The sequence below is a fragment of the Ornithinibacillus proteolyticus genome, assembly GCF_039581225.1.
Classification (GTDB): Bacteria; Bacillota; Bacilli; order Bacillales; family Amphibacillaceae; genus Ornithinibacillus; species Ornithinibacillus massiliensis.
Window position 1 is genome coordinate 1 of sequence record NZ_JBCPXV010000041.1, and the last position, 15,151, is coordinate 15,151.

Below are 15,151 nucleotides of genomic sequence, written 5' to 3' on the forward strand. Positions count from 1 at the left end.
CCGCCAAAATGGGTAAATCTAGTTTAGGAAATGGAAATGATTTCAAAAAACTGGTTCCAAGCAATTTTCAATCGCTTGGAACCAGTTTTTTATTACTTACAGGCTGGTTTTGTCCCAGCCTCTTTTTGTGTGATGACATTATCTTCCACTTTCAAAGAGGACGAGAATCATAACCGAGTGATGAGTAGGTAGAGGGTGTTCTAATATTTTTTTACTAGGGTTAATCTATAAAACATGTTAAAATAAATAGAGTTATAGTATATGGAAACAGAAAAACTAGGAGTGAAAAGCATGTCTTTTGGTAAGAAATTATCACGTTTTTTTTATAATCGAGCTGAAACATCAGATAAACATTGGGATAAGGAATTGCAAACCCATTATTATAAAACAACTAAAGACAAAGGACTTGCTGCATTACAAGACTTAGTTAAACGTTCGAATAAATTCGAGATTAATTCTGTTTCTACTGAGCATGGTGAAATTAGCTTTCATATTGCCAAAGGCAAAAAAGCGTTTATTATTGCAACGGTTATTATGGTACGTCCATATCAAACTGCTATTGATTTTACAGTTTCAACGGAGTCGGCATTACCATTTGACTTCGGCTATAGCTCAAAAGTAATCAAGCAATTATATGAGAATTTAAATAAAGAATTACCATTGATAGATAAAAATTAGATTTTACTGTTAGATGAATGGGGTTTATTAAATGAGATGTTCAAATTGCCAGAATAAGAATACAAAAGTACTGGATTCGCGGCCAATTGAAGAAGGACGTTCTATTCGTAGAAGACGTGAATGTGAGAAATGTGGTTATCGTTTTACAACCTTTGAACGAATTGAAGAAGTGCCACTTATTGTCGTGAAAAAGGATGGTAATAGACAAGAATTTAGTCGTGAAAAACTAGTTCGTGGGTTAATCAGAGCGTGTGAAAAGAGACCCGTTTCCATTGAACAAATAGAATCGATTGCTTTTGATGTGGAAAAGGCATTACGGAATACTGGTGCATCTGAAATCGATAGTGAAGAAGTAGGCGAAATGGTAATGGAACGACTATCGACTGTTGATGATGTTGCGTATGTACGATTTGCATCGGTATACCGACAATTTAAAGATATAAATGTTTTCCTTGATGAATTAAAAGATTTAATTCAATCGGATAAAAAGAAATCATAAATGATAGTCAATATTTTAGAAAGAAGGGTTAAGATGAACATAGGAAAAATATTGCCTGTAGATGGTTATACGGTTGATTTACAAGGTAATTTACCTGTTGATTACATGAAGTCATTAACCCATCTTTATCAGCCATTATTAGGTATGAAGGCAGTAATGTTATATCAAACACTTTTACATGAGATAGATTTTCAGGAAGAAGTACCGATTCAAACACACCACACCTTAATGAATTATTTAAATATATCACTTGTGGAGATGTATGAGGAACGACTTAAATTAGAAGGTATAGGTTTGTTAAGAACGTTTGAAGAAAAGACAACGGAGCAGACGGTATTTCACTATATACTTAAAAATCCGTTCTCACCTTCTGATTTTTTCCGTGATGCGATGCTTTCTCAGCTTTTATATCATCATGTCGGGAAAGATAAATATATGCTTTTAAAATCTCGCTTTCTAGGAAAAGAGGATCAACCAAGTGGAAGAAATATAACCGCTTCATTCGGCGATGTCTTTGAAACCATTCATTCTGAAGTTACCGTCATGCAAAATGTCAATCGAATCCCTGAAAATACAGGACCACAACTTGATTCGGTTGATTTTTCTTGGGTGGAACAAATGCTGAGATCAAGAATGATCCCTTATAAACGAGTATTAACTACGGAAAATAAACGGATAATCAACCAAATGATGCATTTATATGGACTAGCAGAATATGAAGTGGAAAAATGCATCTTATGGGCATTAACAGATGAAAATAGATTAGATATTGAGGAATTTAAAGAAGCTTGCCATGATATTTTCAAAACATCTCGCAGGGAAGCGGCTGTTCAATTAGCTGCAAAAGTCTCAGAACAACCACAAGTAGAATCCACTACACCAAAGCAGCCAATGTCTAAGGAAGAACAACTCATTCATCAATTAGAAACAATATCACCAAAGCAATTACTAGAGGATTTATCAAGTGGTAATTATGCTTCAGAGCAGGATTTAAAAGTCATTCGTGAAATTATGACAACTCAGGGATTACCATCGCCGGTAATGAATGTATTAATTCACTATGTTTTGCTCCAAACTAACATGAAGCTCTCGAAAGCATACTTAGAAAAGATCGCAAGCCACTGGTCACGAGCCAATTTGAAAACTGCTAGAGAAGCGATGATGTTTGCGAAAAAAGAAAAAGAACGTTACCGTATGTCCGTCGAGAAGAAGCAACAAAACTATACCAATTATAAGAAGCAAGGAGCTAAGACTGAGGTTGTACCAGATTGGTTTAAAGAACGGAAGAAAAAAACGACAGAATCCAATACAGAGGCAACCATTGATTTAGAACGGGAACGGGAGGAAATAGCCTCCTTACTGCAACAATACTCGAACAGTTCGAAAAAATAATCAGTACCAAGGATGATTGACACATGAAACCAGTACAATCAACATTAAAAAAATGGATGGAAAGAAATGAAAACTTCCAGGAGAATTATAATAGGATAAAAAATGAAGTATTAAATGATCCAGAAATAAAAGAATTTCTATCCTTATATCCTGAATTACCACAACGTGAAATAGAGAAGAACTTGATCAAGTTATATGAATATAAATCACAATCGAAACAATGTGAGCATTGTGCTTCTCTAGGCGGTTGTAAAAATATGATCAAAGGCTATTCACCTATCCTTCGCGTAGAGGACAATGAAATACATTTATCCTATGAGAAGTGTCATAGCCGTATTGTCTATGAAAAAGAACAAGAACAAAAGAAATTAATTCAGAGTCTATACATGCCAAAGGAAATCCTAGAAGCTACGATTGATGGTATTGATGATGACCCACATCGCAGTAAAGCAATTCGTGAAATTATCACATTTATTGGCCAGGTGAAAAACGGACTACCTCAAAAAGGCTTATACCTTTACGGGCCGTTTGGCGTAGGAAAAACGTATTTCCTAGGAGCTATCGCTAATGAATTGAAGAAATATAATTTGTCTTCCATGCTCATATATATGCCAGAATTTGTCCGTGAGATTAAATCTTCTATTAAAGATGATTCCATCAATGAAAAAATAGACTACTTTAAAAAAGCAGATGTGCTAATGCTAGATGATATTGGAGCGGAGACACAATCTGCATGGTTCCGAGATGAAGTACTAGGAACCATTCTGCAATATCGGATGATGGAAAGATTACCAGTCTTCTTTACCTCTAATTATAGTATGGATCAACTAGAGGAGCATCTAGCCAAAACAAACCGTGGCGATATAGAAGCTGTAAAAGCAGGAAGAATTATGGAAAGGATTAAACAAGTAAGTAAAGAGGTACCGATCTTTGCAAGTAATAGAAGAGAACAATAGAGAGACTCGGAAATAAATATAAGCTGTAAAACCGAATGATACATGATACTAGCTCCGGAGCGCGGTATATGTTATTCATTCGGTTTTTTATTTATATTCTTACTGAATGATAGTGGAAAAGAAGGCAATAGAGCCTATTCACCCAATTTAAAACGTATTGTAACCTATGCAATTACTAAATTTTACTAGTTTTGATGGATTTATCATTTTTTAAAAAGTATGTCCATATAATGTAACAGTTTGGTTTTGGATGAGGGTGATGAGGCTATATGGACGTTTATTTTGCTTCGACTAAAGAAGTAATCAGTTTTTGTGAGCAATTATTTCATTATAACAAGAAAATTGAATTACATTGGAAAACACATGAGGATTGGGGGAATCATTTAAAAATTGACTATCAGCTTACAGAAAATGAATTAGTTGATTCCATTGCTAAATCAATGGTAGATGTGTTCGTTGATCACCGATTATCGAATATGATTCGGGAAATCATCAAGGAATACTATTATTATTCAAGTGATGATGAAATTGAGAAAATTATGGATTTAACTCATTGGTTAGTTTCGGGTGAAGATGATGAAAGTGTACAAATACGGAAACAAAAGGATGATCCACTTCAACTTCTCTTTTCTTTATTTGTAGCGGATGTAAAAAGCTCCACAACTGTACATTTTGATTCCGTTGTGAAGTTTAGATTAAAAGTGTTTAAGGATCATATGGTTCATCTTGTCGGACTTGCAATTGATGAATACAAGCGAGAGGAAGATCACCAGGAATTTGTCAATATGCTTAGAGAATATATTGCCAAAAAGGAACCAATTTATAATGTAGTGCATATCGTACAAGGAAATACTTTTTCCTTCTTTAAGTCAGATGGCAAGAGATTTTCTAGAATGGAATTAAAAATGCTAATGCAGAGGGAGCCACTCTATATCGTAGGCTTAGATGAGGAGGAATTGAATCTAGCCCCTTTAGTGGCCATGGCCCCGAAGAAAATAAAAATCTATGGTGATCATCCGTCTGAGCCAAAGACATTGACGGTAATCAATGTTTTTGAGGAAAGAGTAGATTTTGAACCATATCATAAATTTCCATTTCATTTTTATTTAAAAAATCAATAACAGGACTTGATTATCCTATTAACTAGCGCTATAATGTGGATTATATTTAATATATTCATCTGTAAGGATAAGGACATGGTCATTTGATCCTGTTATGTGTAGAGAGGGAAGCCTAGTGGTGAAAGCTTCCTCATACAGCCAAATGATTACCACCTTTGAACACTATTATCGAACCATTACGTAGTAGATAGTAGCGTATATCTGCGTTAAAGATTGAAGCCGTATTCGTTATATTTTTAACTATACGGGAATTAGGGTGGAACCACGAGACCAACGCTCGTCCCTTTGCAATGTATGCAGAGGGGTGGGCGTTTTTTATATGCAACTTACTTTTTCTATTTAGTTGAGATCACCGCCAGAATACCCGTTACATTTTATAGAGGCTGGGACAAAAACTATAACAAAGGTAATAAAAAGCGAACAACCAACACATTAGCCCCGGAAATATACGGAGACTCCTGTGGGAGGAAAGGCATCGGTGAGACCCCGCAAGAGCGTTAGCTCTGAGGAGGCTCACCAGCCGCCCACGAACCGCAAGTATATTTCCGGGGCGGGTCCTTGCTCATCATTCGGATTTTGCTTTAAGGTAATTTTTTTGTCCCAGCCACTCCTCTAGGATTTCCACTTATATGTAGTGGTTGTGTTTTGGCTATGTAGAGCATGCAAATGGTAATACTTGCTTCGCTCTAATTACAAGTTTAAAAAAGATAAGGAGTGTTATTCATGTCAGAAATTACTATCGTTTTCCCTGATGGAGCTGAAAAAGCGTTCCCTCAAGGAACTACTGGGGAAGATATTGCAGCATCTATTTCACCTGGATTAAGAAAACAAGCATTGGCCATCAAATTGGATGGAAAGCTTTATGATTTAAAGCGTGAATTGAATGAAGGTGGAGCTATCGAAATTATTACGTATAAAAATCAAGAGGGAGTTGAAATTGCCCGTCATTCAACTGCTCATTTAATGGCTCAAGCAATTAAACGTCTATATAAAGATGTGAAGTTTGGCGTTGGTCCAGTCATTGAAGAAGGTTTTTATTACGACTTCGATATGGAGGAAAAGATAACTCCGGAAGATCTTGTAAAGATTGAAAAAGAAATGAAGCGTATTGTCGATGAAAATCTTCCAATTGAACGTGTAGAAGTTTCACGTGAAGAAGCGAAGAGAATGTTTGAAGATATTGGTGATGATCTAAAGCTAGAATTAATCGATGCAATTCCTGCTGATGAGCAAGTAACAATCTATAAGCAAGGTGAATTTTTCGACCTATGCCGTGGTATTCACGTACCATCCACTAGCAAACTAAAAGCATTTAAGCTACTTAGCATTTCCGGTGCATACTGGAGAGGGGATAGTAATAATAAACAGCTTCAACGTATATATGGAACAGCATTTGAAAAGCCTGCTCAAGTAGAAGAATACCTACAAATTCTAGAAGAACGTAAAGAGCGTGACCATCGTAAACTAGGTAAAGAGCTTGGGATTTTTACAGTTAATCAAAAAATCGGCCAAGGGCTACCACTTTGGTTACCAAAGGGTGCAACTATCCGTCGACAAATTGAACGATATATCGTCGATTTAGAGGAACGTTTAGGGTACAATCACGTGTATACACCAGTACTGGCTAATGTAGACTTGTATAAAACAAGTGGACACTGGGATCATTACCAGGAAGACATGTTCCCTGTCATGCAAATGGATAATGAAGAATTAGTGCTTCGTCCAATGAACTGCCCACACCATATGATGATTTTCAAAAATCAACTGTGGAGCTATCGTAACCTTCCAGTTCGTATTGCAGAACTTGGAACCATGCACCGCTATGAAATGTCTGGTGCTTTAGCAGGATTACAGCGGGTACGTGCTATGACATTAAATGATGCTCATATTTTTGCACGTCCTGATCAATTGAAGGAAGAATTTATCCGAGTGGTTGAATTAATTCAACATGTGTATAAAGACTTTGGAATTGAAGATTATTACTTCCGTCTTTCTTATCGTGATCCAGAAGATAAAGAAAAATATATTGATAATGATGAGATGTGGGAAAGAACACAAAGCACGCTAAAAGAAACAATGGAAGATATGAAGCTTGACTATGTGGAAGCTGAAGGTGAAGCAGCATTTTATGGTCCAAAGCTAGACGTACAAGTAAAAACAGCACTAGGTAAGGATGAGACATTATCCACAGTACAAATTGATGTATTATTACCGGAGCGCTTTGAGCTTTCTTATATTGGAGAAGATGGTAAAGAACATCGTCCAGTTGTTATTCACCGTGGTGTAGTATCCACTATGGAACGTTTTGTTGCATTCCTATTAGAAGAATATAAAGGAGCTTTCCCAACTTGGTTAGCACCTGTTCAAGTAAAAGTAATTCCAGTATCTCCACAAGTACATCTTGACTATGCGAAGAAAGTAGCAGAGAAATTACAATACCAAGGTGTACGTGTGGAAGTGGATGAACGCGACGAGAAGATTGGCTACAAGATTCGTGAAGCCCAAACAGAGAAAATTCCATTTGCACTTGTTGTTGGGGATAAAGAAGTGGAAGAAGATGCAGTTAATGTTAGAAGATATGGAGAGCAACAATCAGAAACCATTTCATATGATAATTTTGAACAACTAATCAAAGAGGAAATTGAAAAGAAAGTGCTACTTAAGAAGAAATAACAGGATGATTTTGTCTTATATGAATTAAAATATTTTCATATATAAAGTCAGGTGAATCGTGCAGTACATTAGGTATTGCATCATTCACCTGACGTATTCTCACGATTATCCGATAACTTATGTAGGTACGAGACTTCCATTTTTCGGATAAGTAGTGTATACTAGATTATGAAATAAGGGTTGACATTTTATTCAGTTACGTGTTAATCTTTAAAAGTTGAATAAAATTAAATGATCTTGATGACAAGTAGAAGCACCCGCTTCTCACCTGCTCGACGCGTAAGTAGTTGACTGGTTTACATCTTTTATGAACGATTAAAAGACATGTGGGTGCATTTGTGTGCCCACATTTTTGTTTGATTAGAGCTTGTCAGGTAATGGATCAGACCCGATTATAATTTGGAGGTGGCTGGCTATTAGCAAAGATATGAACGTTAATGAAAAAATTCGTGCGAAAGAAGTACGATTAATTGATTCAAACGGTGATCAACTTGGAGTGAAATCACGTCAAGAAGCATTGGAACTTGCCCAAAAAGCTAATTTAGATTTAGTTTTAGTGGCACCTAATGCAAAACCACCCGTTGCAAGAATCATGAACTATGGGAAATTCCGTTATGAGCAACAAAAGAAAGAAAAAGAAGCTCGTAAAAATCAAAAAATTATTAACGTTAAAGAGGTACGCTTTACACCGGGAATCGGCGAACATGATTTTAATACGAAATTAAAAAATGCTCGTAAATTCTTAGAAAAAGGTGATAAAGTAAAAGCTGCTGTTCGTTTCCGCGGACGCGCAATTACTCACAAGGAGCTAGGTCAAGAGGTATTAGATCGCTTTGCAGAAGCGGTGAAGGATATCGCAACAGTGGAATCTAAGCCTAAAATGGAAGGCCGTAATATGTTCATGATGCTTGCTCCAAACAATGAAAAATAATAAGCATTTAAGCATTCGAGGAGGAAATCAACATGCCAAAAATGAAAACCCACAAAGGGTCTGCTAAACGTTTCAAAAAAACTGGTTCTGGAAAAGTTAAAAGATCACATGCATACACAAGCCATATGTTTGCACACAAATCTCAAAAACAAAAACGTAAGTTACGTAAAGGTGCACTAGTTTCTTCTGGTGACTTCAAGCGTATCAAAGCAATGCTTCCTAAATAAGGAGTATTTAAACAGTAAAGCAATCATTAAACTAAACTAAATGGACATACAATGTATCGTATTAGGAGGGAATTACTATGCCACGTGTTAAAGGTGGAACAGTTACGCGCGCACGTCGTAAACGCGTACTTAAATTAGCTAAAGGTTACTATGGTTCTAAGAGAACTCTATTTAAAACTGCAAAACAACAAGTAATGAAATCAGGTCAATATGCTTACCGTGACCGTAAAAATAAAAAACGTGAATTCCGTAAGCTTTGGATCGCACGTATTAATGCAGCAGCACGTATGAACGATCTTTCTTATAACAAATTAATGCATGGTTTAAAATTAGCAGGTATTGAAATCAACCGTAAAATGTTGTCTGAACTTGCTATCAATGATGAGCAAGCATTCGCTCAACTAGCTGAAAAAGCTAAAACTGCATTAAACAACTAAGATGAGGTGATGAGGGGATTTCCCCTCTTACCTCATTTTTTTATGGATAAACAATGGCAGTATTTTAGATAAAAGATCTCTCACCTTAAGAAAGGAGAATAACGGAATGGAAATAGTATTTTACATAGGGTTTGCTAATCTTCTTGGCTTTGCATTAATGGGAATAGATAAGAAAAAGGCAAGAAACCGAGAATATCGAATTCCAGAACGAACCCTTTGGGGAGTAGCAATTTTAGGTGGAGCAATAGGAGCTTATATTGGAATGAATACTTTCCGTCACAAAACCAAGCATCATTCCTTTCGTATCGGGATGCCTTTGTTAATTTTAGTTCATGTTGGACTAATTAGTTATTTTTACATGTCATAATAGCTCGTCTCTTGTCATATACATGTACCATTGGTGAGGTAAGGATGTCTTTCTGATCGCTTATAGAAGGAGGCAGCTTATGGAATTATTTGGACAATATATGATGGCTATTGTACAAACAGGGGGATTATTTGCTCCATTTTTATTTATTATCGTGCATTTAATCCGTCCTATGTTTTTTCTGCCGGTAGTGTTTATTTGTGTCTCAGGTGGTATACTATTTGGTGTCTTTGCTGGTACGATATATTCGATTATCGGTATTACCTTATCTAGTATGCTATTCTATATTCTTATTCAATGGATGCCGAAAATGTCGGAGCGATTACTGCGAATGAAGAAAAGGCTAATCGGTAAGCACACGGAATTAACCGTGTCACAAATTTCCTTATTACGTCTTATTCCATTTATTCATTTTCATTTATTGTCGTTATGCTTGCTTGAAATAACATCTGGTTTTAAAGAGTATATGAAAGCTTCTGTTATTACGAACATACCACTTGCATTAGTATATACTTCCATTGGTGGTTGGTTATCTAATTTATCCCCTATGCATATCCTCCTATCCTTAGCGGCATTGCTCCTCTTGATTTATGCACTAAGAAGAAAAGAAATCGTCATAAAATGGGAAGATTTCTTTCAAACGAGTACACAACATTAAAAGGCTTAAGGGGAGTCACCAATCCCCTTTAAGCCTTCTTTAAAAGATAAAAATATAAAATTAAATCGGTCAAGCTCCGTTCGCTGTCTTCCCAATATCTCTTTTGACTTTTTTATTTTGAAACTAACAACTTATTAATCGGATGCTTCCAGCTAATTTTAGCATGTGGGTAGCGGATTAGTAATTCTTTTTCAAGGAAATAAATATCATCCCGTGATAAGCCCTGCAATTCAAGTGGGTTAGTTACGGTTACATGAATATCTACAATCTCAAAGGATTCTTCCGTTGCACCTACATACTTTTCCCCCTCAAATTGACAGCCCTTATACACAAATCGAATATTCTTCTTACTATTGTGCTGCTCATCTAAGAAATAAAATCCTTTTGTTTCTTTTGCATTCTTTAATAGCCTATCTGGATTGCGAAAGTATTGTATAATGGAGTAGATAAGCAATATGACAGCCGCTATAATAAGAATGCGAAACAGATATACAATCATGACCATCGTCTCCTCGGGTTTGGTTATTATATTGCTATACGTAATGGAAGTAAACAAGGTTTCAATATTTATGTGAAAAAGATGTTACAAAATAAAAAGGAGAATGAAAATGAACTGGGATATACTATTTAAGATGCAAAAACAATTGGATTCGTATATTGAAGAAAATCATAACCTACAGGAAAGAGACTTATTTCAAGATAAGTATCTTGCTTTATTAGTGGAATTAGGCGAACTTGCTAATGAAACGAGATGCTTTAAATTTTGGAGTAATAAATCGAGAAGCTCACTTGATGTAATTCTTGAAGAATATGTAGATGGAATCCATTTTATATTATCATTAGGAATTGTTAAAGGTCACACGTTTACATCAGTTAACTTAGGAAGCAAGGAACTTACGGAAACGGAATTGTTTAATAAAGTATTTGAACATTGTGTTGTGTTTAAAAATAATCCTAATCAGGAAAACTATACTCGTTTGTTTGAAAGTTATTTAGTTTTAGGACGAAAACTCGGATTTAAAGAAGAAGATGTTTATCAAGCTTATATAAAGAAAAATGAAGTGAATTATCAACGTCAAAATAGTGGCTATTAATATCCAAATTTTACATTTCACGTTATACTAAAAAGTAAAATAATATTGGAGGTATACATATGGCTAATTTAGATGAAACATTATCTATGCTAAAAGATTTAACAGAAGCTAAAGGAATCTCAGGTAATGAAAAAGAAGCAAGAGATGTTATGGAAAAATACATTACCCCTTATGCAGATGAGGTTTTCACCGATAATATTGGAAGCTTAATTGCCAAAAAGATCGGAGATGAAAACGGGCCAAAGATTATGGTTGCTGGTCACTTAGATGAAATTGGCTTTATGGTCACTAGAATTGATGATAAAGGATTTGTATATTTTCAAACAATTGGCGGTTGGTGGAGTCAAGTTATGCTGTCTCAACGTGTTACGATTGTAACCTCAAAAGGTGATGTGACAGGTGTAATTGGTTCCAAACCTCCACATATCCTCTCTGCAGCAGAGCGAAAGAAGCCAGTTGAAATTAAAGACATGTTCATTGATATTGGTGCAACTAGTAAGGCGGAGGCAGGAGAGTTTGGCGTGAAACCTGGTGATTCAGTAGTTCCTTATTTTGAATTCACACCAATGAAAAATGAAAAGCTATTATTAGCAAAAGCGTGGGATAACCGAATTGGTTGTGCGATTGCTATTGAAGTATTAAAGCAATTACAAGATGAAAACCATCCTAATGTTGTTTATGGAGTAGGTACTGTACAAGAAGAGGTTGGTTTACGTGGTGCGAAAACGGCTGCACATGCTATTCAACCAGACATTGGTTTCGGTGTTGATGTTGGTATAGCGGGGGATACTCCTGGTATTAAAGAACAGGATGCAGATAGTAAAATCGGAGATGGACCACAGCTTGTACTGTATGATGCATCCATGATTTCTCATAAAGGTGTTCGGGACTTAGTTGTACAGACTGCGGAAGAGAATAATATACCATTCCAGTATGCTTCCATTGCTGGTGGTGGAACGGATTCTGGTTCAATCCACTTAACGGCTAATGGTGTACCATCCTTGTCCATCACAATCGCAACTCGTTACATTCATTCCCATGCAGCTATTCTACACCGTGATGATTTTGAGAATGCGGTTAAGCTAATAGTTGCAGTAATTAAAAAACTTGATCGTGAAACAGTTAAGGAAATTTTCCTAGCTTAACTAAATAATCGCATAGTAGAAACTGTTCTACTATGCGATTATTTGTATTACCTAATTCCGAGTTGAATTATTAATGATGTATAATAGAGGTAGACGATAAGAAAGTTTGATTAGAGGGAGAAATGTATTTTGCAATCATGTGAGAAATGCCATACAAGATTTAAATGGAGTGAAATCTATAACTCGAATTGGATGTTAGGGGATAAAAATGGAACAATCACTTGTAGGGAATGTGGAACAAAACATCATATCAAAGAAAATTCCAAGCTACTAAGGATGTTAATTATTATTCCGTTAGTTATGATTTGTTATAATTTTACAGATCAGTTAACGAATAAATCCTTTCTTTTTTATGCATTATTTATTTTTACTACTATCTGCATGTATATGATAGTAGCAACTGTTTTTCCGCTTTTCTTGAAATTCCAACCCGAGAAAGCGAAACGAAAGTAACAAGTTAGCTTGCTATGGAGGGATTCCATGATTCAAAGCAAAGAAGCACCTGAAGAAAGAAATGAACGAGTCAGACAAGAGGAAATGAAGACAAGTTCTACTGCAAATCTAAATGACGCTATAACGAGAGGTTCAAATGGAAGTCTTGTTGATTTAGTAAGTGGCTTTGGTTGGAAAGGTATTGGTATTCTATTACTCGTCTTGTGTATAGGATTTATAGTCTATGCGGTGTTTTTTCGATAGGTAAAAAAAGATAGCAAATTAAAAAAGAAGCATTTTCCTTTTAGGAAAGTGCTTCTTTTATTGTGATAAACAACAAAAAACTAAAATAAAACAATATATATTTATTGTAATACGATAAAAAACCTAATATGCTTATAAAGGGAGTGTTGAAGTTGAGGATAGATTCAATAAAATCCTTAGTTTCAAACCTAGACCCCACCCAAGAATGGAGGAGAGGTTTCAAATTGAGTATATCGATTGAGAATAACTATCAGAAAAGAATGACAAACAGAAGGTTGGTTAGAGCGTTCAAACAACTCGTGCATTTTGGCTGGGCACAAGCTTTATCTTGTTTATTTCCAGTGGTAATATTTGCTTCGTTAGCAATTACACAGATGATTGATCTACCATTAATGGCAAGATATGACTGGTTATTCATCATTTGTCTTCTCATGCAAGGCTTGATGATATGGTTTGGTCTTGAAACAAAAGATGAACTAAAAGTAATCACATTATTCCACTTGATTGGACTTATTCTGGAGATTTTCAAGGTTCATATGGGTTCTTGGTCTTATCCGGAGGAAGGGTTTTTTAAACTATTTGGCGTTCCATTATTTAGCGGATTTATGTATGCAAGTGTAGCGAGTTATCTTTGTCAAGCGTGGCGTAGATTAAAAGTAGTACTTGTTCAGTGGCCACCATTTATAGCTGTTGTTCCACTTGCAGCCGGAATCTATTTGAATTTCTTTACTCATCATTTTTGGATGGATGTACGCTGGATTTTATCCGTTCTTGTAATAGTAGTCTTCTGGCGGTCTTGGGTTACATACGAAGTTAATGGAACACAATATCGAATGCCAATTGCCTTATCATTTGTACTAATTGGATTTTTCATTTGGGTTGCAGAGAATATTGCTACATTTTTTGGTGCTTGGGAATACCCCAACCAAGTGGATGCGTGGAGTCTTGTTCATCTAGGAAAGGTGAGTTCATGGTTATTGTTAGTGATTGTAAGTTTTCTTATAGTAGCAACATTAAAGTTAGTAAAGGGAAAGCGTTAGTGTACTGTTGAGTCTCCTTAAAATAAACGAATATAATTATAACTTTAATGATAATAGTAGCTGGTAAATAAAATATAGAGATCAATTTAAAACAGGTGCTTATCAAGAAGTTATGGTCTACGATTCAAATATTCTTAAAAATGCTATAACATAATACCTAGAAATACTATGTATAAAGGCCATTTCTTTTGTGATGAAATGGGGAAAGAATCATTTAACTTATCTAAATAAAATACAAATTTTCCATGTTCTTAGAATATAACATGATACACTATATATGGGTAACAAATAAATACAACGTAATAATTCGAAGGAGATGGTTATCGTAGCAACTTTAACCGTCAAATTACTCAGGGACTAGGGGACGAATGCCAACGTCAGTGATATTAGTCATACACCTACTGGTGGAAGGTGGAGTAACATCTGTCTTACAGTGACTGGTACAAAGGAAACTAAAGCCAGTTATGGTTCGGATATACAGATGAAATAGGCTGTATGGAAGCTGGAATCAGAAGTAATCGCTATCTCTAAAGGAGGGCGGTGAATGGGTCACTAGATTAATAAAGCCTGAGACTTATGATTGTAAGGAAAGGAAACGGAACCCTGCCTCCATAGATTTGATTAAAATCTAGGAGGTAAAGTTCTTGAGTAAAAAGAGTGAAAATACAGGATTCCAATGTGAACATTGTGGTGCGTCGGTACTACCACTTACAAATGGTAGTTTCCGAAATCACTGTCCATATTGCTTATATTCCAAACACCTCGATGAAAATCCTGGTGATAGAAGTAGTTTATGCCATGGTTTAATGGAACCAATTGAAATAACTTATCATACGAAAAAAGGTTATCAAATTGTTCATCGATGTTGTTCTTGTAATAAAGTGCAAAAAAATGTTGTTGCCACAAATACCGTGCAAGAAGATAATATTTTTCTATTATTAACGAAGTAAAGTAAATAAAACACAACATGTATTTATTTGTTACCCTAAGCTACCTAAAGTAGTGTTAATAGGAGGACTTGCATGAGTCAGTTTAAAGCAGATTATCTTAACGTTATTCTAGCGCAATTTCAGCATTTTAAAGAACGAGCAGAAATGGGATTTCAGCAATTATCGGAGGATGATTTCCATTGGAAACCAAATGGTAAAAGTACACACTGTGATATAAATTGAACCGCCGTATACGGAACCTTATACTGGGACAAAGCCCGCTAATGCTATAAAGTTTAGTAAAATGG

General features: G+C 35.6%; 19 protein-coding genes and 2 other annotated features. Of the genes, 18 read left to right on the forward strand and 1 reads right to left on the reverse strand.

What is annotated here, in order from left to right:
• Positions 1 to 291: 291 nt before the first annotated feature.
• The 11 genes from AAIB49_RS15710 to AAIB49_RS15760 all read left to right on the forward strand — a co-directional run bounded on the left by AAIB49_RS15710 (position 292) and on the right by AAIB49_RS15760 (position 9,939).
• Positions 292 to 678, forward strand: coding sequence for a cytosolic protein (locus AAIB49_RS15710; protein ID WP_186870204.1), 387 nt, complete (start codon positions 292 to 294; stop codon positions 676 to 678).
• Positions 679 to 709: 31 nt separating this feature from the next.
• A complete protein-coding gene (gene nrdR / locus AAIB49_RS15715; RefSeq protein WP_339214371.1) occupies positions 710 to 1,177 on the forward strand; it encodes a transcriptional regulator NrdR in 468 nt (155 codons plus the stop codon).
• A gap of 33 nt (positions 1,178 to 1,210) precedes the next feature.
• The gene (locus AAIB49_RS15720; protein WP_339214372.1) at positions 1,211 to 2,569 is read left to right on the forward strand and encodes a replication initiation and membrane attachment family protein; all 1,359 of its coding nucleotides are present in this window, start codon (positions 1,211 to 1,213) and stop codon (positions 2,567 to 2,569) included.
• 23 nt (positions 2,570 to 2,592) lie between these two features.
• Positions 2,593 to 3,525 carry a primosomal protein DnaI gene (gene dnaI, locus AAIB49_RS15725; RefSeq protein WP_339214373.1) on the forward strand — a complete coding sequence of 311 codons (933 nt, stop codon included), beginning with the start codon at positions 2,593 to 2,595 and terminating at the stop codon, positions 3,523 to 3,525.
• A gap of 269 nt (positions 3,526 to 3,794) precedes the next feature.
• Positions 3,795 to 4,646, forward strand: a complete 852-nt coding sequence (ytxC, locus tag AAIB49_RS15730) for a sporulation protein YtxC (protein WP_339214374.1) — start codon at positions 3,795 to 3,797, stop codon at positions 4,644 to 4,646.
• Positions 4,647 to 4,701: 55 nt separating this feature from the next.
• Positions 4,702 to 4,934, forward strand: a binding site (T-box leader).
• A gap of 435 nt (positions 4,935 to 5,369) precedes the next feature.
• On the forward strand, positions 5,370 to 7,319 hold the full coding sequence (gene thrS, locus AAIB49_RS15735) for a threonine--tRNA ligase (RefSeq protein ID WP_343458573.1): 1,950 nt from the start codon (positions 5,370 to 5,372) through the stop codon (positions 7,317 to 7,319).
• Between the two features lie 239 nt (positions 7,320 to 7,558).
• Positions 7,559 to 7,681, forward strand: a sequence feature (ribosomal protein L20 leader region).
• A gap of 65 nt (positions 7,682 to 7,746) precedes the next feature.
• Positions 7,747 to 8,250, forward strand: coding sequence for a translation initiation factor IF-3 (infC, locus tag AAIB49_RS15740; protein WP_186870210.1), 504 nt, complete (start codon positions 7,747 to 7,749; stop codon positions 8,248 to 8,250).
• Between the two features lie 32 nt (positions 8,251 to 8,282).
• Positions 8,283 to 8,477: a 50S ribosomal protein L35 gene (gene rpmI, locus AAIB49_RS15745; protein ID WP_186870211.1), complete on the forward strand. Its 195-nt coding sequence runs from the start codon at positions 8,283 to 8,285 to the stop codon at positions 8,475 to 8,477.
• A gap of 77 nt (positions 8,478 to 8,554) precedes the next feature.
• The gene (gene rplT / locus AAIB49_RS15750) at positions 8,555 to 8,914 is read left to right on the forward strand and encodes a 50S ribosomal protein L20 (protein WP_186870212.1); all 360 of its coding nucleotides are present in this window, start codon (positions 8,555 to 8,557) and stop codon (positions 8,912 to 8,914) included.
• Between the two features lie 106 nt (positions 8,915 to 9,020).
• Positions 9,021 to 9,281: a DUF1294 domain-containing protein gene (locus tag AAIB49_RS15755; RefSeq protein WP_339214378.1), complete on the forward strand. Its 261-nt coding sequence runs from the start codon at positions 9,021 to 9,023 to the stop codon at positions 9,279 to 9,281.
• Between the two features lie 79 nt (positions 9,282 to 9,360).
• Positions 9,361 to 9,939 carry a TVP38/TMEM64 family protein gene (locus AAIB49_RS15760; RefSeq protein WP_339214379.1) on the forward strand — a complete coding sequence of 193 codons (579 nt, stop codon included), beginning with the start codon at positions 9,361 to 9,363 and terminating at the stop codon, positions 9,937 to 9,939.
• Positions 9,940 to 10,051: 112 nt separating this feature from the next.
• Here the strand turns inward: AAIB49_RS15760 and AAIB49_RS15765 are convergent, their stop codons facing one another.
• The gene (locus AAIB49_RS15765) at positions 10,052 to 10,438 is read right to left on the reverse strand and encodes a sigma-w pathway protein ysdB (RefSeq protein ID WP_186870215.1); all 387 of its coding nucleotides are present in this window, start codon (positions 10,436 to 10,438) and stop codon (positions 10,052 to 10,054) included.
• A 109-nt stretch (positions 10,439 to 10,547) separates the two neighbouring features.
• Here AAIB49_RS15765 and AAIB49_RS15770 point away from each other — a divergent pair, with 109 nt between their 5' ends.
• From AAIB49_RS15770 to AAIB49_RS15795, 7 genes are all read left to right on the forward strand, one after another.
• The gene (locus AAIB49_RS15770; protein WP_339214381.1) at positions 10,548 to 11,033 is read left to right on the forward strand and encodes a dUTP diphosphatase; all 486 of its coding nucleotides are present in this window, start codon (positions 10,548 to 10,550) and stop codon (positions 11,031 to 11,033) included.
• Between the two features lie 59 nt (positions 11,034 to 11,092).
• The gene (locus AAIB49_RS15775) at positions 11,093 to 12,178 is read left to right on the forward strand and encodes a M42 family metallopeptidase (protein WP_339214383.1); all 1,086 of its coding nucleotides are present in this window, start codon (positions 11,093 to 11,095) and stop codon (positions 12,176 to 12,178) included.
• A gap of 129 nt (positions 12,179 to 12,307) precedes the next feature.
• Entirely contained in the window at positions 12,308 to 12,631 is a 324-nt protein-coding gene (locus tag AAIB49_RS20010; protein ID WP_481857874.1) for a TIGR04104 family putative zinc finger protein, read from the forward strand.
• 27 nt (positions 12,632 to 12,658) lie between these two features.
• Positions 12,659 to 12,874, forward strand: coding sequence for a DUF6366 family protein (locus AAIB49_RS15780; protein WP_445254506.1), 216 nt, complete (start codon positions 12,659 to 12,661; stop codon positions 12,872 to 12,874).
• Positions 12,875 to 13,134: 260 nt separating this feature from the next.
• On the forward strand, positions 13,135 to 13,914 hold the full coding sequence (locus tag AAIB49_RS15785; protein ID WP_339217944.1) for a DUF817 domain-containing protein: 780 nt from the start codon (positions 13,135 to 13,137) through the stop codon (positions 13,912 to 13,914).
• A gap of 644 nt (positions 13,915 to 14,558) precedes the next feature.
• On the forward strand, positions 14,559 to 14,864 hold the full coding sequence (locus tag AAIB49_RS15790; RefSeq protein ID WP_339214385.1) for an RNHCP domain-containing protein: 306 nt from the start codon (positions 14,559 to 14,561) through the stop codon (positions 14,862 to 14,864).
• Positions 14,865 to 14,936: 72 nt separating this feature from the next.
• Entirely contained in the window at positions 14,937 to 15,086 is a 150-nt protein-coding gene (locus AAIB49_RS15795) for a DinB family protein (protein WP_339214387.1), read from the forward strand.
• Positions 15,087 to 15,151: the final 65 nt, after the last annotated feature.